Annotated in this window: 17 protein-coding genes; 9 read left to right on the forward strand and 8 right to left on the reverse strand. The window is 39.8% G+C overall.

The features are described from left to right. Window positions 1-628: 628 nt before the first annotated feature. Window positions 629-2,791: a hypothetical protein gene (locus ACI7T6_RS06290; protein WP_404665527.1), complete on the reverse strand. Its 2,163-nt coding sequence runs from the start codon at window positions 2,789-2,791 to the stop codon at window positions 629-631. Between the two features lie 722 nt (window positions 2,792-3,513). Between ACI7T6_RS06290 and ACI7T6_RS06295 the strand changes: the two genes are divergently transcribed. The 6 genes from ACI7T6_RS06295 to ACI7T6_RS06320 all read left to right on the forward strand — a co-directional run bounded on the left by ACI7T6_RS06295 (window position 3,514) and on the right by ACI7T6_RS06320 (window position 8,165). Then, window positions 3,514-3,639 carry a hypothetical protein gene (locus ACI7T6_RS06295; protein ID WP_404665528.1) on the forward strand — a complete coding sequence of 42 codons (126 nt, stop codon included), beginning with the start codon at window positions 3,514-3,516 and terminating at the stop codon, window positions 3,637-3,639. Window positions 3,640-3,953: 314 nt separating this feature from the next. After that, on the forward strand, window positions 3,954-4,088 hold the full coding sequence (locus tag ACI7T6_RS06300) for a hypothetical protein (RefSeq protein WP_404665529.1): 135 nt from the start codon (window positions 3,954-3,956) through the stop codon (window positions 4,086-4,088). A 106-nt stretch (window positions 4,089-4,194) separates the two neighbouring features. Beyond that, the gene (locus ACI7T6_RS06305) at window positions 4,195-4,968 is read left to right on the forward strand and encodes a hypothetical protein (protein ID WP_404665530.1); all 774 of its coding nucleotides are present in this window, start codon (window positions 4,195-4,197) and stop codon (window positions 4,966-4,968) included. A gap of 132 nt (window positions 4,969-5,100) precedes the next feature. Then, window positions 5,101-6,348 (forward strand): hypothetical protein, encoded by a 1,248-nt coding sequence (locus ACI7T6_RS06310; protein WP_404665531.1) that lies wholly within the window; start codon window positions 5,101-5,103, stop codon window positions 6,346-6,348. Window positions 6,349-6,563: 215 nt separating this feature from the next. Next, on the forward strand, window positions 6,564-6,998 hold the full coding sequence (locus tag ACI7T6_RS06315; RefSeq protein WP_404665532.1) for a glycine zipper domain-containing protein: 435 nt from the start codon (window positions 6,564-6,566) through the stop codon (window positions 6,996-6,998). Window positions 6,999-7,145: 147 nt separating this feature from the next. Continuing rightward, window positions 7,146-8,165: a tetratricopeptide repeat protein gene (locus ACI7T6_RS06320; RefSeq protein WP_404665533.1), complete on the forward strand. Its 1,020-nt coding sequence runs from the start codon at window positions 7,146-7,148 to the stop codon at window positions 8,163-8,165. Window positions 8,166-8,185: 20 nt separating this feature from the next. Here the strand turns inward: ACI7T6_RS06320 and ACI7T6_RS06325 are convergent, their stop codons facing one another. Beyond that, window positions 8,186-9,091 (reverse strand): hypothetical protein, encoded by a 906-nt coding sequence (locus tag ACI7T6_RS06325; protein WP_404665534.1) that lies wholly within the window; start codon window positions 9,089-9,091, stop codon window positions 8,186-8,188. 129 nt (window positions 9,092-9,220) lie between these two features. Here ACI7T6_RS06325 and ACI7T6_RS06330 point away from each other — a divergent pair, with 129 nt between their 5' ends. The 3 genes from ACI7T6_RS06330 (at window position 9,221) to rsmD (ending at window position 13,630) form a co-directional block, all read left to right on the forward strand. Then, window positions 9,221-11,902 (forward strand): hypothetical protein, encoded by a 2,682-nt coding sequence (locus ACI7T6_RS06330; RefSeq protein WP_404665535.1) that lies wholly within the window; start codon window positions 9,221-9,223, stop codon window positions 11,900-11,902. A 98-nt stretch (window positions 11,903-12,000) separates the two neighbouring features. Further along, on the forward strand, window positions 12,001-12,957 hold the full coding sequence (locus ACI7T6_RS06335; protein ID WP_404665536.1) for a hypothetical protein: 957 nt from the start codon (window positions 12,001-12,003) through the stop codon (window positions 12,955-12,957). A gap of 103 nt (window positions 12,958-13,060) precedes the next feature. Next, window positions 13,061-13,630 carry a 16S rRNA (guanine(966)-N(2))-methyltransferase RsmD gene (gene rsmD / locus ACI7T6_RS06340; protein WP_404665537.1) on the forward strand — a complete coding sequence of 190 codons (570 nt, stop codon included), beginning with the start codon at window positions 13,061-13,063 and terminating at the stop codon, window positions 13,628-13,630. 72 nt (window positions 13,631-13,702) lie between these two features. On the opposite strand, the gene ACI7T6_RS06345 is transcribed toward rsmD, so the two are convergent. The 6 genes from ACI7T6_RS06345 to ACI7T6_RS06370 all read right to left on the reverse strand — a co-directional run bounded on the left by ACI7T6_RS06345 (window position 13,703) and on the right by ACI7T6_RS06370 (window position 21,656). Then, entirely contained in the window at window positions 13,703-14,989 is a 1,287-nt protein-coding gene (locus tag ACI7T6_RS06345) for an ATP-binding protein (protein ID WP_404665538.1), read from the reverse strand. A 262-nt stretch (window positions 14,990-15,251) separates the two neighbouring features. Then, window positions 15,252-17,819 carry a hypothetical protein gene (locus tag ACI7T6_RS06350; RefSeq protein WP_404665539.1) on the reverse strand — a complete coding sequence of 856 codons (2,568 nt, stop codon included), beginning with the start codon at window positions 17,817-17,819 and terminating at the stop codon, window positions 15,252-15,254. A gap of 186 nt (window positions 17,820-18,005) precedes the next feature. After that, entirely contained in the window at window positions 18,006-18,560 is a 555-nt protein-coding gene (locus ACI7T6_RS06355) for a type II secretion system protein (RefSeq protein ID WP_404665540.1), read from the reverse strand. A 6-nt stretch (window positions 18,561-18,566) separates the two neighbouring features. Then, window positions 18,567-18,944, reverse strand: coding sequence for a type II secretion system protein (locus tag ACI7T6_RS06360; protein ID WP_404665541.1), 378 nt, complete (start codon window positions 18,942-18,944; stop codon window positions 18,567-18,569). A 38-nt stretch (window positions 18,945-18,982) separates the two neighbouring features. Next, complete coding sequence (locus ACI7T6_RS06365) at window positions 18,983-20,161, reverse strand: type II secretion system F family protein (protein ID WP_404665542.1); 1,179 nt, start codon at window positions 20,159-20,161, stop codon at window positions 18,983-18,985. A 1-nt stretch (window position 20,162) separates the two neighbouring features. Beyond that, window positions 20,163-21,656 carry a GspE/PulE family protein gene (locus tag ACI7T6_RS06370; RefSeq protein WP_404666144.1) on the reverse strand — a complete coding sequence of 498 codons (1,494 nt, stop codon included), beginning with the start codon at window positions 21,654-21,656 and terminating at the stop codon, window positions 20,163-20,165. Window positions 21,657-21,734: the final 78 nt, after the last annotated feature.

Here is a 21,734-nt window from a genome sequence, read left to right on the forward strand (position 1 = left end):
AACCAAAGCACGATTCTTGATCAGTTTTATAATTAACTCCCCCATAGAGCCTAGCTTAAAGGAGATGAGGAAGACAAGTGATGATTAAAAACTCCTTAGAGTTTTAATTAAAAAAACTCTCTACCCTTGTAGCGTCCTATTTAAAGAGCTATTTAATCAACGGCATTTTCAGCTGGTAGGATTTTCAAATAACTAAGATGTCAGATATCTTCCACTTCTTCTTAAGTGATTATTTTCCCTTTGCTGAGGTGCATCCATAAATTCTTCCTTCCTATCATCTGAGCTAGAGTTTTCCCTAGAGTATCCGCTCTCTTGCACAAATAACCTCTTGAAAATCCCTATACAGGACGGATTTTTACAAAGTATGTCAATAAGAGAGTCTTTACCACCTTAGCTTTTGACTCACTTTGACCTAATTTCAAAAGAAAGAATTGATAGCATTGTATATCTGGCTATATTAGGAACCTCCATTCAATTGACCGAACTAAAAAGGTAACTATTTTATGGCCTATTTCCATCGATTAATGAGAAGAAAAGATGAATGTTTTTCTCAAATGCTACCTCAAAATATTCAATAATGCCAATTACAAATTAAACAATAAATTTTTTTAACCTAATGAATAAGCTCTCACTTAAGAAGTGGGTTTTGTAACTGGACAGCTCTAATATACTCAGTAGCTTCTTGTAATCTAGCTATAACGCTAGGAGGGGCCCCCAATCCTGTGATATCTATGTTACGTACATCCCCATTATCACAAAGGCCTAGATCCCCTATCCAATCGGGCAAGGATGTGAGATTATGGCATCCTACCAATATTAAATGACAACCAAGTTCTAATCTGTTGGGTAATACAGTAAGGGCTGTACAATAAGAGAAGTCAAGAGAGCCACCTACTTGAAGGCCCTCTGGCAAAGTTGTAAGAGCTGTACAACCAGACAGATCAAGAGAGCCCTTTACTTGAAGACCCACTGGCAAAGTTGTAAGAGCTGTACAACCAGACAGATTAAGAGAACCCTTTACTTGAAGGCCCTCTGGCAAAGTTGTAAGAGCTGTACAACCAGACAGATCAAGAGAGCCCTTTACTTGAAGACCCACTGGCAAAGTTGTAAGAGCTGTACAACCAGACAGATTAAGAGAACCCTTTACTTGAAGGCCCTCTGGCAAAGTTGTAAGAGCTGTACAACCAGACAGATTAAGAGAACCCTTTACTTGAAGACCCACGGGCAAAGCTGTAAGAGCTGTACAATAAGAGAGATCAAGAGAGCCCTTTACTTGAAGACCCTTCGGCAAAGCTGTAAGAGCTATACAACCAGACAGATTAAGAGAGTCCTTTATTTTAAGACCCTTCGGCAAAGCTGTAAGAGCTGTACAACCAGACAGATTAAGAGAGCCCTTTATTTTAAGACCCTTCGGCAAAGCTGTAAGAGCTGTACAACCAGACAGATTAAGAGAGCCCTTTATTTTAAGGCCCCTCGGTAAAGCTGTAAGAGCTGTACAACCAGACAGATTAAGAGAGTCCTTTATTTTAAGACCCTTCGGCAAAGCTGTAAGAGCTGTACAACCAGACAGATTAAGAGAGCCCTTTATTTTAAGGCCCCTCGGTAAAGTTGTAAGAGCCGTGCAATCAGAGAGTAAAATATCGCTCTGAACTTGAAGCTTCTTTGGCAAACTTATAAGAGCCTCACAACTATCGAGGGAAAGATTGCCATTTACGTTAAGGCCCTTTGGTAAAGTGGTAAGAGCTGTACAGCCAGAAATGTTAAGGGAATTCTTTATTTTAAGACCCTTCGATACAGTTGTAAGAGCTGTACAACCAGACAGATTAAGAGAGCCTTTTACTTGAAGATCCTTCGGCACAGTTATAAGAGCTGTACAGCCAGACAGGTTAAGAGAGCTCTTTATTTTAAGGTTCTCTGGTAAAGTGGTAAGAGCCGTACAACCATTGAGGTCAAGGGACCCATTCACTTGAAGACCTTCTGGCAAAGTGGTAAGAGCTGTACAATGAGATAAGTTAAGATTATTTACTTGGAGACCTTCTGGCAAAGTGGTAAGAGCCGTGCAACGAGAGAGAAAGAGAAAATCTTTTACTTTAAGGTCCTTAGGTACAGTTGTAAGAGCTGTACAATCAGAGAGTAAAATATCGCCCTGGACTTGAAGCCCCTCAGGTAAAGTGATAAGAGCTTCACAACCATAGAGGGAAAGATTGCCATTTACTTTAAGCCCCTCAGGTAAAGTGATAAGAGCTTCACAACCATAGAGGGAAAGATTGCCATTTACTTTAAGCCCCTCAGGTAAAGTGATAAGAGCCATACAATGAGAGAGATCAAAAGAGCCCTTTACGTGAAGACCCTCAGGCAAAATTGTAAAATCCTTGCAATTAGACACTTGAAGGTCTCCTTCAACTTCAAATAGATTGGGCAAAGAAGAAAGTTCAGAAAGACTAGAAAAACTCACATTCCCTTTAACTTTGAGCTTTTGAGGTAAAAAACAAAATGTCTCTTCATCAGAATCCTCCTTACATCTATCAAGAACGTTTGGAAAGTTTAATCCATCATACATGAGTGAGCCGTCAATCTCGATCTCTTTGGATTTTAAAAGGTTAAAAGAGTGGATGTTAGAGGGGCAAATATTAACATCACCTTTAATCAGAATTTGATTTGAAAACCCTTCTAAAGTTGTCAGCTGATCTAGATCTTCTGCTAAAATAATCCTTACCTGCTCTATGTGCCCTAGATTAGAAATTGGAATGAGAGCACAAATAGAGGGTAAATGAGCATTTGAAATACGCATAATAATCCTTAATTAAAGAGTTAATCAATAAACTTTAATAATTAGTGATCATATCAATAGGATTTTTTTATTCCACTAAGAAAATACAGGGCGCTTTAACTAAAATGTTTTGATAATAGATGACATACTAGTCCCTCAAACAAAGGAACCTATGACACAGCGTTAGCCCATTGATACTAAAATTCTAGAAGCTAGCGAGGCATTTGATGCTCATCTATTTGCAGATACAAAGGCTCATTTGCAGATTTCCCAGACTATAGGCGTAACCACAAGAGGATTTTATACCCTATTTGGTAGTTATCTCTCATCGTTCTTTGTGGATTTTTTTGTGACTGTAATACGATTGAAGAATTTGCTGAGTATGCTTACCATCAACAAGGGTGGTTTTCATCTATCCTAGAAGAAAATATCTCGCCACCTTCCCATAGTACTCTATGATAGTTTTTATTCAAAACTCCTCCGAAAGCTCTGAAGATTTATTTGCAAAAATGATTTAGTAAAATTCTCAGGTTCCTTACAAGATCAACCAATTGCACTTGATGGTAAAAAATTAACAGGGGCTAGTTTTTTAGGTGATATTACCCATGTCGTGGAATTATTTGTGACTTGGTCTTGCCATAGAGAAAGTTCCAGATAAGACAGTAGAAAAGACCACATTACCAATCATTTTAGAGCAAATTGATATAGAAGGAGCAATTATATCAGGAGATGCTCACTTCACTGTGCCAGAATCAGTAGAGAAAATCATGGATGCAAAAGCGGGTTACTTGCTAGCTGTAAAAAATAATCAGCCGTCTTTTTATGCTGAAATAGAGATTTTTTTTGACAAAGCTCATGCAGTAGAATGAAAAGGAGTGCCACACCTGTTTTACCAAGAGTTAGATTGACTCCCTCATGGAAGTAAATGGATAAAGTTAGCGTGCCTTACCCAAAATCAGGTTAAAGAGAGAGAAAAATGGATCAGATGAAGGGGAATGATTCAGACGATTTTATCTCTCTAGCCGCCTTGCATCCGCAAAAGATTTTGGAAAGTGGATCCGGCAACACTAGAGTATTGAAAATCAATATTCCTTAATAGCGGATGTAATTTTTGAGAAAGAGGATAACTTAATGGATAGGGGAAAATAGTGCAGAAAACCTAGGGTTATTTAGGAGAGTAGCTATGAATATGGCAGCAATTGCTGATCCAGAAAAAGGCCTTGCTTCAGTAAGAAGAGCAGCTCTTTTTGGAACCGGGTATCTGAAAGGATTTTTAGCAACGATTTTGTGCAGCAAAGTGTCGAGTAATTCTAGTTAAAGGGTCCGGCTCATATCAGAGCATGAAAAAAAATTAAGCTATTTTTTAATTTTAGACTGTACGATTTCTTTGCAGATGAAATCCAAATCTTTTAGAATCACCGTTTATGAAATATCTTATTCCTTTAACAAGCCTATGCCTACTTTCTTCTTTATCTGCTTTACCGATTAATAATCCTGCAGCTCCCCAGCTGACCTTTAAAGGTCTTTGGATGCGTGAGGACGCCTTTGCTGGCGTTAAAATGGGATATGAAAAAGAGAGCGTCTCTAACCGAGGGCTCTTCATTCAAGGGGAAGAGCCTCTAAAGCTAAATGAAGCTTCTTTCCTCAAAAACCTCGGAACTTTTACCCTCAACTATCTAGACCGCCTAGAGCTATACGGCTCTTTAGGATCTATTCAAGGAAGACTCTCTTACGCCCCTCTTTTTACCCCGCTTCTTAATCTCTATGAACTTAAATCGGGATGGGTAGCTGGTTGCGGGGGAAGACTCTTACTTTCTCAATGGGGAAATTGTGTCCTTGGAATGGACGGGAAAGCAGAGTGGATTAATCCCCATGTCAACCTAGCTATTCAAGCAGGATCTCCTTTAAAGGAGTCTTATGCTTTTCACGCCTTTGAATGGCAAACCTCTCTTGCCCTCTCTTATACAGCAAATTTTCTGACTCCCTATATTGGAGCTAAATATTCCAGTATGAAAGGCACACTTAAAGCTCTCACATCTCCTATCAATCCTCAAGATGTCCTTAAACTGAAGAGTTCTCACCGCCTTGGAATGTCAATCGGCTTTACATTATCTCCTGGCTCTTTATTTGATATCACATTTGAATCACAAATGATTGATGAAGAAGGGTGGCTTGTCGGAGGGCAGCTGAAGTTTTAATGCGGGGCTGAAAAGAGCCACATTTTTGCTTCTAAGTTCTCTTTTCCACCTCTTCTCAAACCGTTTCTTTGCAAAAAAACAAAGAGAGCTCCTATACTCAGTAGCTTCTATATTAAGAACGAGGAGACTCTGATGAGTTTATTGAGACGATTAACGCTTCTAAGCTCAGCCGTGATGCTGACAGCTTCTATCTATGGAGCAGGCTCTGTAGAACCTGATATTCAATCTCTCCAAGATTGGATTAATTCTAAACGTATGATCACCGTCAAAGAACTGGGCGGACAACTCTCAATTAGCGGAGATGTTCACACAGAAATGCAAACAGGCAGCAGAAGAAGCGCTGTTCCAAGCCCTTTTAGTGATGGAAAATTCCATACATTTTACGATGTTGAATTCAATTTAAGCGTTGACTACCGCACAGACAATTCCTGGCTTGCAGCAAGACTCCGTTTTGATAACGATGCAGGGATTTTTAATCCTCTCTTAGGAAGCGGTAAAAAAGATAAATTCAAAATCGATAGAGCTTACTTTGGATACCGTCTCGTTGATAAAGATCAACACACAATGGATGTGGAAATTGGAAGAAGAGGCGCTTTAACTAGCTTATTTGATTCAAGAATTCAGTTTGCTTCACACTTTGATGGTGTATCTGTTAAAGATAGCTACTCGATTGAAAACGTAGGAGATGTGTATTATCAAGTGGGCGCTTTCATGGTGAATGAAATGCGTGAGCATGCGGCATTGGTTGGAGAAGCTGGCTTCTTAAACATTGCAAATACCGGTCTTTATACAAAATATTCTCTCATTGATTGGGATACAAAGAGTCTAGATTGGAGCGTTAATGGAGCTATTTCCAAATCCCCTGTATTCAATTTTGCTGTGTCTCAAATGATTGTCGGATATAAATGTTATCCTCTCCTTTGGAAAAAGCCGACGATGTTCTACGTTGCAGGGCTTTATAACCATAAAGCACGTCCTGTATCTGTTGGAACATTTGAGCTGACAAACGGGAAAAAAGCAAACGTTGGTGGTTATGCTGGATTTAGCTTAGGATCAATGAAAAAAGCAGGTGACTGGGCATTTGATGCAAATTATCAAGTGTTAGAAGCGCAGTGTATTCCAGACTTTGATGTTTCAGGGATTGGATTTAACTATCTTCCTCAAGAAGGGTTTTACACCAATGGAATCACTCCTGTGACTTCTAAAAACGGTGTCCATGGAAACGTTAACTACAAAGGAATTGAGCTTTGCCTTCAATACCTTTTAACAAGTAACCTCAACGTTTTCCAAGCTTGGAGACAATCTGTCACATTAGATAGAACAATTACCCCTTTCCAAACATACAGGGTGTACGAGATCGATTTGATCTATTCTTTCTAATAGAAAACAGTCACTCTATTAAGAGTACATCATTGATACCTTTAAGGGATGGCAAAACCATCCCTTATTTTTTTCCCTCGTAAAGATCCTCCCTCTCTTGTTCTTCCTCTCAAATGAACACTTATCTCATTTCTTAAAATTAAAAAAATATTGCCAAACTCTCTTATTTCCGTTAATAAGAAGAAAAATACACCCCTTAAGGCCCTATGAAGAACATGACAGCACTACTTGCACTCTCTTGCATCTGTTTAACAGGATGTCAAACAAATACCCAAACAGGCGCTCTTGCAGGAGCTAGTATCGGAGCTATTGGAGGCGCTTTAATCACAGGATCAGGTAGCGGCGCTTTAATAGGAGCTGGTATTGGAGCTGCAAGCGGAGCTCTCATTGGATATGGCCTTGATGAACAAGATCAAAAAGCGCTTAGCCAGCAAAGCCCTTCCACTTTAGATAAAATTCAAAAGGGAGAGCCCCTCACAATCAGTGATATCAAACAGATGGTAACTGCTGGAATCTCTGATGATGTGATCATCTCGCAAATTGAGGCAACACACACTCTATTTTCATTAAGTACAGCAGACATCATGAGTTTAAATCAGGCAGGTGTGTCTCAAAAAGTGATCCAAGCGATGATTCAAACATCAGGGTAGAAACGCCATCTAAAAGAGTGTTTTTTAAGTCCTTTCAAAAGAGGGATTAAACATCTTATTGACTCCCTCTTTTCATCTCTTTTTTTGCATCAATTCATTGACAAATTTCTGTTTTACCCTTCATCATAGTGAGGGGAGTGTCTTTTCATGCAATCAAACTCATCATATCTTCTTACCTCAGCTCTTGTAGAACAAACCCTCTACAATCTTTACCATCTTATACGCCGTTATATGCTCTTTCATACGGTCTTTATTGCGCTCATTACCCTGCAGCTTCTCTCCCTTTTATTTTTGATTCCTTTGATGGCAAAAAATATCGCAGCAGCTGCCATGATTGCAATGACGTTTTTAACTACATTTACCTATCTTGTGCTCCGTTTTTATTTTCAAAGCCGCAAAATTGATGAGCTTATCTTAATCAAGGAAACCTTTATTAAATCAGCTCAAGGACTCTCCCTAAATCTTTCTCCAGATAGTCCGTGGTCTTTAGATAAACTAGGCCCCATCTACCATCTGATCCACTCTCTTCACTATAAGCTATCACCCTCTTCTTTAATCCCTGTGTGGGTCCAAATGGTAATTCCTGGGATGAAGCCTCTTGCGCATTGGTGTTTATGGGAAGATTCTCAATGGATGAAAGAAACGCTCCATCAGTATGCGATTTTAACCATGCTAGAATGGGTTAAACTCTACCCTCTAGACCTTGAGCTTCATAAGACACTTGCAACAGCTTATATGGCCTGCTATGCCATTTATCAACTTCCTTTAACAGATACTCAATTGCTTCCTCTCATTGCAAGGCAATACGCCCTTCCTGAAATGAAATCGCGGTTTGAAAAAATAGCTCTCTTAGCAAGAGAAGAGCTAAAGGTATTACTGCATCATGAGAGTCAAGATGAGTGGGCTCTTCATCAAATGGCCAAAATCTATCACGATTTAGGGTGGAAAGAAGAGGAAAAGAAAGTGTATGAAACACTTTTATCCCTGGAGAAAAAAGAGGCGCATACGCTCTATTCCTTAGGACTTTTATGCTTTGAATTAGGAGATATGGCTCAAGGTCTTTATCTTTACCATGAACTCCAAAAGATGCATGATCCAAAAGCTGATGAGCTCATCATGCATTATAGAAGCTTCTCTTCTTTTTTCTTAAAAAGTGAAGAGGCGTAAAAGACGCCTCTTCTAATGCTTTAAGCAAACGCTCCTGCAATTACAATGCCAAGAAGGCAAAGAAGCGTAGCTCTCCAGTTAATGTGTTCATGATAGAGAATCTGTCCCCAGAGATTACATAAAATAATCACAGAAATAGAAAGAAGTGGATAGAGAATCATCTGCTCAAACCCGTGAGCGATTTCTGTAGAGCGGATCATAAAAAATGTCCCAATACCGTTTGCACATCCCCCTAAAATCCCATAGAGAATCTCAGATCTTTGAAACCCTCTTTTCTCTGAAGTCAAAAAGATCACCCCTTGAATCAAGGCTGCTGTCAAAAAGGCAATCGGCATGAACCATGGACTACAAAAAGCTCCTTCTGAAAGAGAGGGGAAAAAAGTGTTTGCTGAGTACGTATGGAAAAATGCTCTTAGACTGAGCAAGATTAAAAAGATGACATGGAGCATGAACATGAAAGTAATCACTTTTAACCATCTCGTTTTATCTGTCATGCCGCTTGTATTCCACCCAGCCCAAAAAAGACCTGTTAATACAAGAAGTGATCCTATCAGGTGGGACTCACCCCATGCATATCCATAAGAAGCCCCTAAAAGCGCAGCTAAAATCATCGCGGGAAACACAGTTGCCGCATTGAGCGTTGCAAAGGTCAGCCCTGCTGGCCCTATCTCTAAAGCTCTTCCTAAAGAAAACATCATGAGCGCTAAGATACTTCCGCTAAAGAGTCCTAAATAAAGAGTAGAAACATCAAGAGCATAAGCGTTGAGGCGAAGGGGATTTAAAAGAACCGCGACAAGCGATACAACAAAGAGTTGAATCACAAGAAACCCTTTTGTTGTCCCTCCTGTATCCACACTTTTTCTCATTAAGTAGTTTGAAAGAGCAATAAACGCTCCAGCTAGCAGCATCAGTGAGATACTTATCATAGAAAAATCCTCCTATTAAACAGTTAAGAGCCGTTGGTGGAATAAATTATGAAGAATGTGGTGAATTTTTGAGGACAAAAAAAAACTTTACCTATTCAATAGGGTTTTAAAAGAAGGAAGACCTATTTTATGAAACCGTGGATTTTTTTAAGTTGCTGCCTTGTTTTACTTAGCCATCAATCAGCTCCGATCACACCTAAATCTCTCTCTCCGCAAGAGGCGTTTTTTTTAAGAAGGGTGACAGAGTTTTGGAAAGATCAAGACTACTCTCTTGCCAAACAGCAAATCCAGCAGTTTTTATCTCAAAATACAAACTCTTCTTTAGAGTCTCCTCTCTACGCTCTTCTAGGAGATATTGCCTACAGTGAAAAGCAGTTTGCAACCGCTATGACCTATTATCAAAATATCCATGCAAGAGGTGTGTTTGAAAAAACAGTAGGGCAACGAGCAGAGTGCCTTTACATCTTAGGGATGTATGATGAGTGCTTAAATACTGGAAAAGAAGCGCTTCAAAGCCCTGATTTAATGCCTACCCTACCCCGTGAAAAGCTAGCTTTTATGGTAGGAGATATCTTGTTAAAAAAAATGCAAGCCTCTCAAGATATAACCTGTGCAAAAAGCTATGGAGAAGAGGCAAAACATTACCTCTTACAGGTTCAAAAGGGCCCTTATCAAGATGAGGCACTCTCTTACCTTGCAAGCATTCATGTAGAGCTTAAAGAGTTTCAAGAAGCAGTCAATTGTTATACCAAACTCTCTCATCACTTACCCCATCAGCAAGAGATATGGCTGATGAAAGCACTTGTCCTCTTAGAAACATTTAATCAAGAAGAGGGGATATCTGTCGCTAGCCGCCTTGTTTCTTTAGGAGGCAAGGGAGCTTCTTTTGCAGCGTATCAAGAGATGCGTCTTCTTTTTCAAGGGGAAAGATTTTTAGAGCTTACCCAAAGACAAGAGGTGCTAGAAGATGTTTTAGAAAAAAGCCATATTCCGCTTCTTCACGCTTATCTGTCTAAGAGTTATTTAATGCTAAGTCAGCCCCATGAATCGATCTATCATGGATCCATTTACCTTACACTAGAGCCTGACACTACAGAAGAGCGCCTTCCTATTTATCTCACGCTTCTTAAAAGCTCTTCTCAAATTGAAGATGAGGCGTTTTTTGATCAGGTTTTACACACAGCAAGTTTTCACTACCCAGCAAATGAAGCGATCTCTTCTTTACTTCTCTTAAAAATAGATCAGCATGTGCAAGGAGAAAATACACGAAGAGCTGAGCATGCACTTGGGGCCTTTGAAACCTATTTCCCGCATTTAAGGAAGGAGACTCTTTTTCTTTCCTCAAAAGCGTCCTTTCTTCTTCAAACCCATCAATGGAAAGAAAGCCGTGAGCTATGGCTTAGCCTCATAGAGCAAGCTTCTTCCGAAAATGCCTTAAGAGACGCTTGGCAATCCGCTCTTCACTGCTCACTTCAAGAGTACTCTTCTGCAAATCCTGATGAGCGCATCTTATTAGAGCAAACGGTTTTATCTGATCTTCTGCAAGCTGAAGCCTATTTCCCTCAATTTTCTGAAAGCATGCAAAAAAGCTCTCAATTTTTTTTAGGGAAAATGCTCTTTCAAAGGGGAAGATACCCTGAGGCCCTTACAGCGCTCACAAAGTTTTCTACTACTTATCAAGAAAATGAATTCTCTTCTGATGTGTATTCACTTCAAACCGTTTGCCTTGAAAAACTAGAGAGCGATACTCTTACTTTAATCTCTATTGCTCAAAAAGCGCTTTCTTTGCCTCAAGAAAAAGAAACCAAAGCAAAGCTTCACCTCTCTCTTTTTCACGCCTATTCTAAAGAAAATGCGCTAGATACGGCAGCTGAGCATTTGTATCAAGGGATCAAGCTCTCTTCGGAACAGATTTCGCTTCAAGATCAAAAGTGGCTGGTTAACTACTACCAGAAAAAGCTCTCTTTAGAGGTTGAAGAGATGATTCAAGAAAGAACTCTATCTCTTTTAAAACAGATTCTGCAGATGAATGAAGCGTTTGAAATCACCTTTAATCCCCTAGAGGAGAACCTTGAACAAGAGGCTCTTTTACTATCACACTTACTTCCCTTAAACGAAAAAGAACAGGTACTAAGATCTCTTCTTACCCTTCAACAAAACACTTCTTTTCCCTGGAACTGCCGGGGAGAGACCCTCCTTGAGCTCTCTTTAACCTCTTTAAAGCTGAGTAAACCACAAGAAGCGCTCTTTTACCTCTCTTCTCTCACAGATTTAGAAGGGAAAATTCCCCCCAACATTTACAATCAAGCTGCCTACACAAAAGGGACGCTTTTACTAGGAACTCTCTCTTCTTTAGATGAAGAGAGCCAGGAAGTAAAGGGACTGCTCACTCTCTTTAAAGACCTTCAAATTCAAAAGGATTTTAAGTGTGAGCCGCTCCATCTAGAATCTGGGCTCTTATATGTTGATTTACGGATTTCTCTAGAGACGCCTTCTTTAAAGCCAAGTTCTGCTGTATTCTTTTTAAAAAGGTTAAAAGATGACTTTACCTCTGAGATGCAAGATCAAACAAGTCAATATTCTCTTAGTAATGCGCCCTACTCTTCTCAAAGTGAGCTCATTCACCTCTATATGCACTGCGTAGATGCTGAAATAGTCATGTGGGAAAGTGCTAAGTCCCCGTTACATCAAGAGCAAAAGGAAAAGGCCCTAAAGCTCTTTCAGGAACTTCTTTGCCACCCCCTTGCAACAGAGTATCTGAAAAGCCGCCTAGAGAAAAATATTCTCACCCTTCAGCAAGGAATGCCCTAATGTTTTTGAGATCTTATCTCCTAAGCCTCCTCTTGTTTTGCCTGATGGGGCCCCTCAATAGCTGGGCTCATGTAGTACAACAAGACAAAAGCGCCTCTATGAACCCCCATGAAAAAAACTTGTGCCAAGCTGATAAGCCCTCTTTTCTTCCCTATTCTCTAGAGCACTATCAATTAGAGCTTTTTCCACAAACAAACTTGAGTCATTTCTTTAGAAGCCGTATCCAAACAACACCGCAAAAAGATAACTCCTTTTCTTTTTCTGTTGAATGGCTCTCTAAAGGGACTCTGAATCCCTACTCTTTGAGGCATACATTTCTATTCATTTTAGACCCTGACTCCCTCTCTTCTCACACCTATGAACCGTTAAAAAAGGCGCTTCTAAAATCTCTTTCTCTTCTAGAATCTAATGACACCTTTAACATCGTCATCATGGGTAAAGTGCCTCTTTGGTTAAGCGAAAAGCCTCTTTCATTAGGGGAACTTAATCCGCAAAAAATGCACCATTTTTTAGAAAAAGCTTATGCATCATCTCTCTATTCTGAGCGGTACACACTCCCTTCTCTTCATCATCACTTGCCCTCTTTAGAGGACACGTTGGTAAGCGCTCTCATCATTTCCAAGGGGTCTTTTCTCACAGAGACACTCAGTCATGAGGCAAGCTCTTGGCTGCAAACTCTATCCAAGAAGGGCTCTATATCTCTTCTCTCTATGGATAAGAGATGTAATATCAATCTTTTACAACGCTTTTCAAAAAGCTATCAAGTAGAGCTGATTGACTCTAATACCCTTGGAGCCTTCTCCCGTAAACTCCAAAAGAGGGTGAAAGATTTAAAAAGCGTGATTGCTCATGATATCAAAGCGTGGGTCCTCTCTTCTGATGCTACGGTGCAACCTCTTAATCAAGGGGCATTAAAGCCTTTCTTAAGTTTAAAGGGTTTGAAGTTTGAAGGAGTGTCTTCTCACAAAGAAGATTTTACCCTTGTGATCGAAGGGAAAAATGAGCACCACACTCTATTTCTTCAAACAACGATTTCACCCCCTTCTCATCCTTAAGCCTCTTATTGGATTTCTTAAGGGGAGAGCTTTTTCCCTTATGCTGTTGGAAAATTCTCTCTTTCCTTATATCATGATCTAAAATTTTAGCTAGGATAGAGTCATGACGCTTAAAATCATCGGGGGATCTTTTAAAGGAAGGGTGCTAAAAGCTCCTAAAGGAGATCAAACAAGACCTACGATGTCTATGGTGAGAAAAGCAGTCTTTGATATCCTGCAGCAAGAGATTGAGGGATCGATTTTTCTAGATATCTTTGCGGGTAGCGGCCTCATGGGGATTGAAGCTTTAAGTAGAGGCGCCTCTCACTCCATTTTTATCGATTCTCATAAAGAGGCTATTTACACATTAAGAATGAATTTAGAAGCTCTTAAAATCTCTTCTAACTCTACTGTTTGCGCTCAAGATGTGATGAAGGCACTTAGTTTTTTAACAAAGATAAAAACAGTGTGTGACATCATCTATATTGATCCTCCCTATCGAGAAAAAGAGCTCTATCAAAAGCTCCTTGCTCACTTTGACTTAAGTCCTCTTCTAAAACAAGGAGGGACTCTTTTTATAGAAGCAAGAGAATCTTCTCCTTTAGAGCTATCTTCTCAAACTACTTCTCACTTAAAACTCTTATCCACAAGAAACTACGGATCTACGCTTCTTTATCAACTCATCAAAGAGTAAAAACTTATCATGTTTAAAAGATAGGAAAGCTACTCTTCTTGAAACCAAAAGAAGTGATAAGGGGACCTCCAACTATATTTTCTTAACTCCGTAAAGCGGGATTTCATGAAGAGGGCTTTGTCTATTAAACATCCCTTCTGAAATTCTGATGCCATAAGGGCTGCTAGGATATTTACCAAGAAAGTTCTTTAAACTTTTCATCCCTCCTTGAGTTTTTGATTTCACCTCTACAGGGATGATCTCTTGATGGCGCCTCGTGATAAAATCTACTGTAGCTTGACTACTTGCTGATTCATGATACCACGTATAAATTTCTCCTTTTTGAGACGGCTCAGAATAAGCAATGAACTCTTGTGCTACCAGTTGCTCTGCACTGAATCCTAATTGTTTAACATAAAATGGATCTGTCACCCATTTAGCAAGGTCAAGCCCAAGAATTCTTTGGGCAATTCCAATATCAAAGAAAAATACTTTGAACTTTTTCTCATTAGCTTCAGCCCCTAGCGGATAGGAATCTATAGACGTATGAAAGCAGGGATAGGTAATGCCTGCTTGATGCAAAAGATGAAGCGCTTGTTTAATAGGGTAAGTTTTAACATCTGGATTTACGCCTGAGTATTTAAATTTCTTTCCTAGCTGCTGAGGAATAGAAGAGAATACGTGTCCTACATGTTCTACCTGATCAGCTTTAGCATATTTTTGAACATCCTTGATATACGTTTTAATCAGGTGGTCTTGAACACTTTGACACAAAGAGGCATCTTTATGTTTAAGCCATGTATCAATAACAACTGGCATTCCTCCAAGCCACATATAATTTTTCAAATAATCCAAAATCACTGCATGTATGGCAGTATTGATATTTTCATGTTCAATATTTTCCCTGAGATCATCCCTGTTATTTGCTGTTAAAAACTCCATAAAAGAAAGAGGGTAGAGGAAAAGATAGTCCACTCTTCCAACAGCTATTCCTACTTTTTCTAACATAAAATCTAGAAATGACCCTGCTGCAATGACATGCAGTTCTGGCATCTCTTCTTTAAAATAACGTAAATACTGAATAGCATCAGGACACTCTTGGATCTCATCTAAAAATAAAAGGGTTTGACCTGGAATAATTTTTTTTTGCGTGTAGATTTCTAACCCCTCTAATGTTTTTTCAAGGGCAATATGGGGAGGGAAAAGAACATGCATCCGCTTATCTTTTTCAAAGTTCACCTCAATATAAGAGGAAAATTCTTTACCAAATCGATTAACAAGCCAAGATTTCCCTACATGTCTTACGCCTCTAATCAATAAAGGAACGCGGATAGGATCATGGCGCCAATTCCTTAAAAACTTTAAGTGCTCTCTTTGCATAACTAGCTCTCTTTGGCTCTTATTTTAGAAAAAATAGGGGGATAAATTCGATAGATTTAAAAAATACAAGGGGGATAATTTAAGAGTTTTTAGAGAAAAAGGCGGGATAAATCTTATGTATTTAGAAAAAATAAGCTCATAAATCCCCTAAATGTAGAAAAAAGAGGATGATAAAACTGCTTAGAGTAATCCCCAAAACCTCATGTCGGTAGAGATTTTTGATAAGAGGACATTAAGAGCCTTTTAGCCCCCATTTTCCCTATTAGCCCACTTTTTTCCCATGCTCCCAAACGGTTTGAAGGACAAGGTGATTTTTGTGGAATTTTCTTTTAATGCCGTGTAACTGATCGTGATCAAATGATTGAAGCACAAGGGGTTTACCCTCTTCATCATACTTATTAAACGGACCATGGCGGTATCCTTCTTGGTAGTTTGCCTCAAACATTAACACCCCTTTTTCATTCCACCTTTTTGAAGGGCCGTGAAGCTTTCCTTGTTGATAAAAAGAGGAAGAAATCAGTTTTCCCTTTTTGGTATAACGCCTCTCTTCTCCCTCTTTTTGATCTTGATGATAATGCGCTTCATACACCAGTTGCCCTGAAGCGTCATACTCTTTTGAGACGCCCTCTTTGACCCCTTGATGAAAACAGCATGCCAATTTGACTTTTCCCTCTAAATCAAAAGAGAGTGATAACCCTTCTTCTACTCCGTTTTTAAAAGGCGTCTTAGAAAGGACTCTCCCTTCCGTATCGTAGTAAATAGCTTCTCCTTCAGGGCGGCCTTGAATAAAGGGGACTTCAAAGATCTTCACGCTCTCTTCTTTTCCAGGAAGAGGTGAAAACACCTCTTGAAGACCATGCCTTTGATTTTTTTCATAGTGAGAAATCACGATTTTTCCCTCTACCAGCTTCTCAAAATATCTTCCCTGGAGCAATCCATTTTCATACCACGCCTCTTTGTCTAAGGTGCCATCAGGAGCAAAGCTTTTACACACCCCTTGAAATTTCCCGTGGTAATAATGCTCTAAGCGGCGTAACGCTCCATTAGGATAAAACTCTTCCATTTTTCCATGTTTTTTTCCTTTATCATCAAAGAGGGTTAAAGAGGCGACATGTCCTTGAGCCTCCCCTAAAGAAGGAGGGTGATAAAGTCTATGCTCTCCTGTAGGTTTTCCTCTTTTATAATGCATAGAGAGCTTAAGAGCTCCTCCTTCAAAATAGCCATCACATTTCCCTTCAAGTTTTCCATTTTTATAGTGTGATTTGGATTTAAGCTGACCATTTGGATAAAAAATCTCTTCGATTCCCTCTTTTTCCCCCTCTTTAAAGTAAGCAAAATGAAGAGGGTGGCCTCCAGTATACCAAAGACGCATCGGGCCATGAAGAACATCATTGACGTAACGGATATCTGAAATCAAGTCCCCCTCTTTATTCCATATCTTGGAAGAGCCGTCTTTTTTTCCCAAATTAAAACAGTTTTCTATCCGTATTTTTCCCTGCTCATCCCACTCTTTATGCACCTTATCAGGTAGATCACTCACCCAATATTGCTCGGTTTTTTTGATCCCATTGGGATGCCAAATCACTAAGTGTCCTGTTTTCTTCCCCTGATGAAAATGCGCCTTCATCATGAGAGTTCCATTTTCATACCACTCTTGATAAAGACCCTCAATATGTTGATCTTTATAAAGCGCCTCTACTTTGATTTGACCATTTGGATAATACTCTTTATAAGGGCCATCAAGACCATCTGCCGTATAAAATGCCAAGATTTTTACCGCCCCATCATCATACCACTCTTGATAAGGACCATGAAAATCTCCTTTTTGAAGAGAATACTCAGCAATTTTTTGCCCTTTCAGGTTCCACTCCTTAATAGGTTTAATAAGCTCTCCTTGTTGGGTAAAACAGGCTTGAAAAGCTAGCTGTTTTCCAGTGTGGTATTTAAAGTGCTCTCCAATAGGAATACCTTCTTTATACACCCCTTTTCCAATGAGTTTTCCCTCAGGAGAAAAAAACTGCTCCTTCCCTGTTTTTTTCCCGTGATGAAACTCTACTCTATACGCCTCTTGTCCATTCAAGTGATACTTGATATGGAGGCCTATTGGGACCCCTTCATGATAATCTTGCGTTTCAATTACAGTATGCCCCTCTCCATAGAGAGTGATGGCTATTTGTTTACCGTGAGAGTGTAATAACCCCTTTTCAAAATGCCGTAGGCTTTTTAAAGACCCCTCTTCATTCCACTCCATCGCAGTGCCGTGAAGTTTTCCTCTCACATACACAAAAAGAGCTGATCTTTTGCCATGATGGTCATATTGCATCATCTCTCCTTGAAGCTTATCCTCTACAAAATACGCCTCTTCTGAGAGAATGCCGCTAGGGTAATAGGTGAGAGACGGGCCATGACGAAGCCCTTTTTGAAAAGAAATCACCCTTTTTAATCCCCCTTCAGGGTAGAACATACGGGCCTCTCCCTCAATTTTTCCGTGAACGTAAAGAGTTTGCTGCAAAAGGTGCCCCTCTTCATCCCAAATCGTTTGTATGCCGTGAGGGATGATCTTCTCTTCAAAGCCAGGTAACACCTCAACATGCATTTCTTGCCAAACTGTGCCAGTTGCGGGGTAATAAATATGGATTTTAGCGATAGAAGGAGATCCCTGAACCCCTCTTTCATAAAAGATAATTTTTTCTACCTGCCCTGAAGGGTAGAGGCTAATCACACTCTCTTCCCAGTATAAAGGGTGAGTCTTAGTAATCTCTTGCATCATTTGACTCCCTGTCAAAATGACAAGAGAAAGAATGCTTAATAATGTATTTCTATTCATCATTCCTTAACTCTCCTATCCTTCAAGAACCATGAGAAAAATTGCATTTTTCGCATGGCCTTAGTTTAGAAGGGAGGGGGCTTTTTTTCGAGAATTTGATGAAAAATTTGGAAGATAACGCTCTTTTGGGTGAGAGTGAAGGTTTTTTTGTAAGTACCCTAGCTCCACATTGTTCTTAAATATAAATACTTATTTTTCTAAAGGGAACAAAGAGCTCTTTGACTGCAAAAGAGTTTCCGTAGCTTTGATCTTCTCTTCTAAAAAATGAGAGGGGGAAGAAGCGCCCTCATAAGGATGAGAGGTAATGAGACAAGGAGAGTCAAAATAGAGTGTGTATGCCCTATCATCCTGTAAAAGCGTCACCGCTTTTTCAGGATAAACTCTTCCACTTGGATAAAATGTGAGGGTTAAATCTCCCTTTGTTTCTTCTCCCTCTGTAATTTTATGGATATGAGAGAGGTGAAAAAGATGGGGTTTAATGATACGCTCATCAGAGTCGGTCGTTAACTGCCACCCTTTTTTTTCTGGATGAAAGAGAAGGTGCATATCTGATCTATGCATGAGAGCTTGAATTTGAAGCTCTCTTGCTACATCGTACACAAGCTGACACTCTGCTTGAAACTTGTAATTTTTATAAAACGGAAGAAAAGAGAAGCTAAATAGGGAAAAAACACTGCCCATTAAAGCCAAGACAATGGTGATTTCTATTAACGTAAAAGCGCGTTTTTGTAACCGATGAGTCATGAAAATCTACTTAGAGTCTTTAAGCTTAGAAGATATCACCTCTAGCTCATCATCTACAATGCTTAAGTGATAAGGATTGCCCCATCCATCTACAATGAAGGTCTTCAAGGTTTGAGAAGAGATGAGATGAGAGTCTAATAAACACTCTTTTACAATATCCCGTGTACTTTCTCCTTCAAGATCTTGAATGGAGCAAAACCCTTGCATGACCTGAAGCTCTAAAATCGATTTAAGCCGTCTCATGCCCTCTTCTGTTTTAAACTTCTTACCTTGATCAAGAGCCCCTTTTAAATGGTAACTTAAAACACTTCCAATAAGACCAATCAGTAAAATGACAATCATCATCTCTAATAACGTGAGGGATCTTTTTACTTTTTTTTTCATTTTCTTCCCCTTAAGTTGATGATCATAAAGAGTTGTCTTCATGATTGCAATACTGCTCCAATATCTGTTAAAGGAATCAAGATCATGAGCACGGTAATTCCAATCATGACCCCTAAAAAAAGAAGGAGTAGCGGCTGAATAAGCGCTGTGAGCTGATGCATTTTCTCTTGAAACTCCTCCTCACAAATCTTAGCAACATGCACTAGCATAGAAGAGACTCTTCCTGTTCTTTCTCCTACAAGAACCATTTTAGAAACAAGAGGAGGGAGCCATTCTACATGAGAGCTGAGGAGTTTCCCTTGAATGATATGCTCGGTTGTTTGCGCAAGTTTATGCTCTAAAAAGTGATTGCTCAGTAAGCTTTGAGTAAGATTTAAAGCTTGCACAATAGGAACCGATCCTTCTAAGAGAAAATGAACGGTTTGAGAGAATCTTACCGTGATAGAAAGAAGAAATAACTGCCCTATAAAAGGGACTTTAAGGATTTTTTCATCTAGTTTGATCCGGATGCTTTTTTGTTTTAAAGCAAATAGGACTAAAGCACTCAAAAGGAAAAGAGCTAGCAACATCACAAGAGAGTAGTGAATAAAGAAGTCACTTAAAGAAAACATGAAGGCTGTTAAAGGGTGAAGCGTTTTTCCCTCCATTAAAGGACGCATCGAAGGGATCATCCACTGCAGTAAACTGATGAAGAGGAGCGTGCAAAAAGAGAGAAGAAAAAGAGGGTAGGAAAGAGCTTTGATCATTTGTTTTTTGATTCTTTTTTTCTCTTCAAGAAGGTGGGTAATCTGCTGAAACGAGCTATTTAAATTCCCTGACTCTTCCCCGGATTTAAGAATCGCTAAGAGTGTAGGATTAATATTTTCTTGAAAATGCATAAAAGCAGAAGAGAGCGGCTCTCCTTGCTTAATGGCTTCTTTTAGCATGAGTAAAAGAGGGTGAAATTGCACCGCCTGATACCGCTCTTCAATCACCATGATGGATTCATAAAGAGATAAGCCTGCTGCATACAGCTGCCCTAACATTTTCATGATATGTAAAAGATCATCTTGGCTTAAATATAGCTTTTTTTCTAGCTGAGCATACTCTTTAAGATGCGTGATCACGATCTGCTGCGTGTGTAATTTATCTAACGCTTGCTGTAAAGAGTCTGCCTCAATCACCCCTTTAAAGCTTTTTCCTCCCGTATGAAACCCTTTAAATTGAAAAAGAGGCATATTATAGCCTTGCGTAGGTGCGTGTGACCCGAATCACTTCAGAGGGCGTGGTTTTTCCGGACTGAACGGCTAAAATACCCGAGGTGAGTAACGGATTCATTCCTTGCTCAAGAGCCACTTTTCTTAAGTGTGAGCTACTCCCTGTCTTTAACACCTCTTCTTTAAGCTGCGGGGTCATTAAAAGAAGCTCGTAAAGAGCCATCCTTCCTTTATACCCCACTCCAAAGCAGTTTGCGCACCCTTTGCCGCGGTAAAATGTCCCTTCCCAACTCTCAAGCCCAAGATAATCTAACTCCTCTTTTAAGGGGGTATAAGGATGAATACAAAGGGGGCAGTTAGACCGAATGAGTCTTTGCGCTAACACTCCAACAACTGTAGAAGCTAGAAGATACGGCTCAATCCCCATGTCAATGAGTCTTGTGATTGCAGAAGGGGCGTCATTGGTGTGAAGCGTGGTGAAGACAAGATGCCCTGTTAAAGAAGCTTGAATCCCAATTTCAGCTGTCTCTTGATCTCTAATTTCTCCTACCATGATGACATCTGGATCTTGCCGTAAAATGTGTCTTAGCCCTGTTGCAAAGGTGAGGGGGATTTTGGGATTAATATTCATCTGCGCAATGTGGCCAAGTTTATATTCCACAGGATCTTCAATGGTCATGATATTCATTTCTGAAGAGCTTAAGTCGCTAACTGCGCTATAAAGCGTTGTGGTTTTTCCGCTCCCTGTTGGGCCAGTCACTAATATCATCCCTTCACTTAAATGAATAAGCTCTTTAAAAGAGGTGTAAATAGAAGGGGGCATGCCGAGGTTTTTCAGTCCAAGGGGCATATTGCTTTTATCTAAAATCCGTAAAACAACTCTTTCTCCATCACTCACTGGTACTGTGCTCACCCTAAAATCGATCTCTCTTTCTGCAATATGCAGCTTAATTCTTCCATCTTGAGGCAGTCTCTTTTCTGCAATATCTAAGTTAGCTAGCACTTTAATCCGGGAAATGAGAGGAAGCTCTAGCTCAGCGGGTGGTTTATGTCTTTTTTGCAGCACCCCGTCAATGCGGTATCTCACCAATAACCCTTGAGAAGACGGCTCAAAATGGATGTCGGAGGCTTTTTGATAAATCGCCTCTGATAAAATGAGATTTAATAAACGGATCACAGGAGCATCTACCACCTCTTCTAAAAGATCATACCCTTCTTTAGGAGAAGAAGAGGGTGAAGAATCTTTTGTCATCTCTTCAATGAAAAGAGACGTCTCTTCTTTTTTTTGAGAAAAAACAGATTCTATCGCTGCGTCAAGCGCCTCTTCTGTAGAGATCACCTCGGTGATGATTTGCCCTCTTAAAAGCGCGATCTCTTCTACAGCCTCTAAGTTAAAAGGGTCATCAAGTCCTACCCACAACGTCCCCTCCTTCTCCATGAGCGGTAAAATCCGTTTACTTTTTGCAAACGCATAAGGGATAATAGCTTTTTTTTGAGTAATCAAAGGGTAGTGCATGAAAGATGCAGTAAATGTGAGCTGAAGCTCTTTGCAAAGCTGTTGTAAAGAAGAGCTATCATTTTCTTGAAGAGGATC

Origin of the sequence: Rhabdochlamydiaceae symbiont of Dictyostelium giganteum, assembly GCF_964291045.1 — a bacterium.
Classification (GTDB): Bacteria; Chlamydiota; Chlamydiia; order Chlamydiales; family Rhabdochlamydiaceae; genus PALSA-1444.

What these genes read in the sequence shown, in the direction of transcription:
- ACI7T6_RS06320 (WP_404665533.1), top strand. Translation starts at nt 7,146, where the DNA reads ATGCAATCAAACTCATCATATCTTCTTACCTCAGCTCTTGTAGAACAA.
- ACI7T6_RS06350 (WP_404665539.1), bottom strand. Translation starts at nt 17,819, where the DNA reads ATGATGAATAGAAATACATTATTAAGCATTCTTTCTCTTGTCATTTTG.
- ACI7T6_RS06335 (WP_404665536.1), top strand. Translation starts at nt 12,001, where the DNA reads ATGAACCCCCATGAAAAAAACTTGTGCCAAGCTGATAAGCCCTCTTTT.
- ACI7T6_RS06330 (WP_404665535.1), top strand. Translation starts at nt 9,221, where the DNA reads ATGAAACCGTGGATTTTTTTAAGTTGCTGCCTTGTTTTACTTAGCCAT.
- ACI7T6_RS06345 (WP_404665538.1), bottom strand. Translation starts at nt 14,989, where the DNA reads ATGCAAAGAGAGCACTTAAAGTTTTTAAGGAATTGGCGCCATGATCCT.
- ACI7T6_RS06315 (WP_404665532.1), top strand. Translation starts at nt 6,564, where the DNA reads ATGACAGCACTACTTGCACTCTCTTGCATCTGTTTAACAGGATGTCAA.
- ACI7T6_RS06305 (WP_404665530.1), top strand. Translation starts at nt 4,195, where the DNA reads ATGAAATATCTTATTCCTTTAACAAGCCTATGCCTACTTTCTTCTTTA.
- ACI7T6_RS06370 (WP_404666144.1), bottom strand. Translation starts at nt 21,656, where the DNA reads ATGCACTACCCTTTGATTACTCAAAAAAAAGCTATTATCCCTTATGCG.
- rsmD (WP_404665537.1), top strand. Translation starts at nt 13,061, where the DNA reads ATGACGCTTAAAATCATCGGGGGATCTTTTAAAGGAAGGGTGCTAAAA.
- ACI7T6_RS06300 (WP_404665529.1), top strand. Translation starts at nt 3,954, where the DNA reads ATGAATATGGCAGCAATTGCTGATCCAGAAAAAGGCCTTGCTTCAGTA.
- ACI7T6_RS06365 (WP_404665542.1), bottom strand. Translation starts at nt 20,161, where the DNA reads ATGCCTCTTTTTCAATTTAAAGGGTTTCATACGGGAGGAAAAAGCTTT.
- ACI7T6_RS06310 (WP_404665531.1), top strand. Translation starts at nt 5,101, where the DNA reads ATGAGTTTATTGAGACGATTAACGCTTCTAAGCTCAGCCGTGATGCTG.
- ACI7T6_RS06325 (WP_404665534.1), bottom strand. Translation starts at nt 9,091, where the DNA reads ATGATAAGTATCTCACTGATGCTGCTAGCTGGAGCGTTTATTGCTCTT.
- ACI7T6_RS06290 (WP_404665527.1), bottom strand. Translation starts at nt 2,791, where the DNA reads ATGCGTATTTCAAATGCTCATTTACCCTCTATTTGTGCTCTCATTCCA.
- ACI7T6_RS06360 (WP_404665541.1), bottom strand. Translation starts at nt 18,944, where the DNA reads ATGAAAAAAAAAGTAAAAAGATCCCTCACGTTATTAGAGATGATGATT.
- ACI7T6_RS06355 (WP_404665540.1), bottom strand. Translation starts at nt 18,560, where the DNA reads ATGACTCATCGGTTACAAAAACGCGCTTTTACGTTAATAGAAATCACC.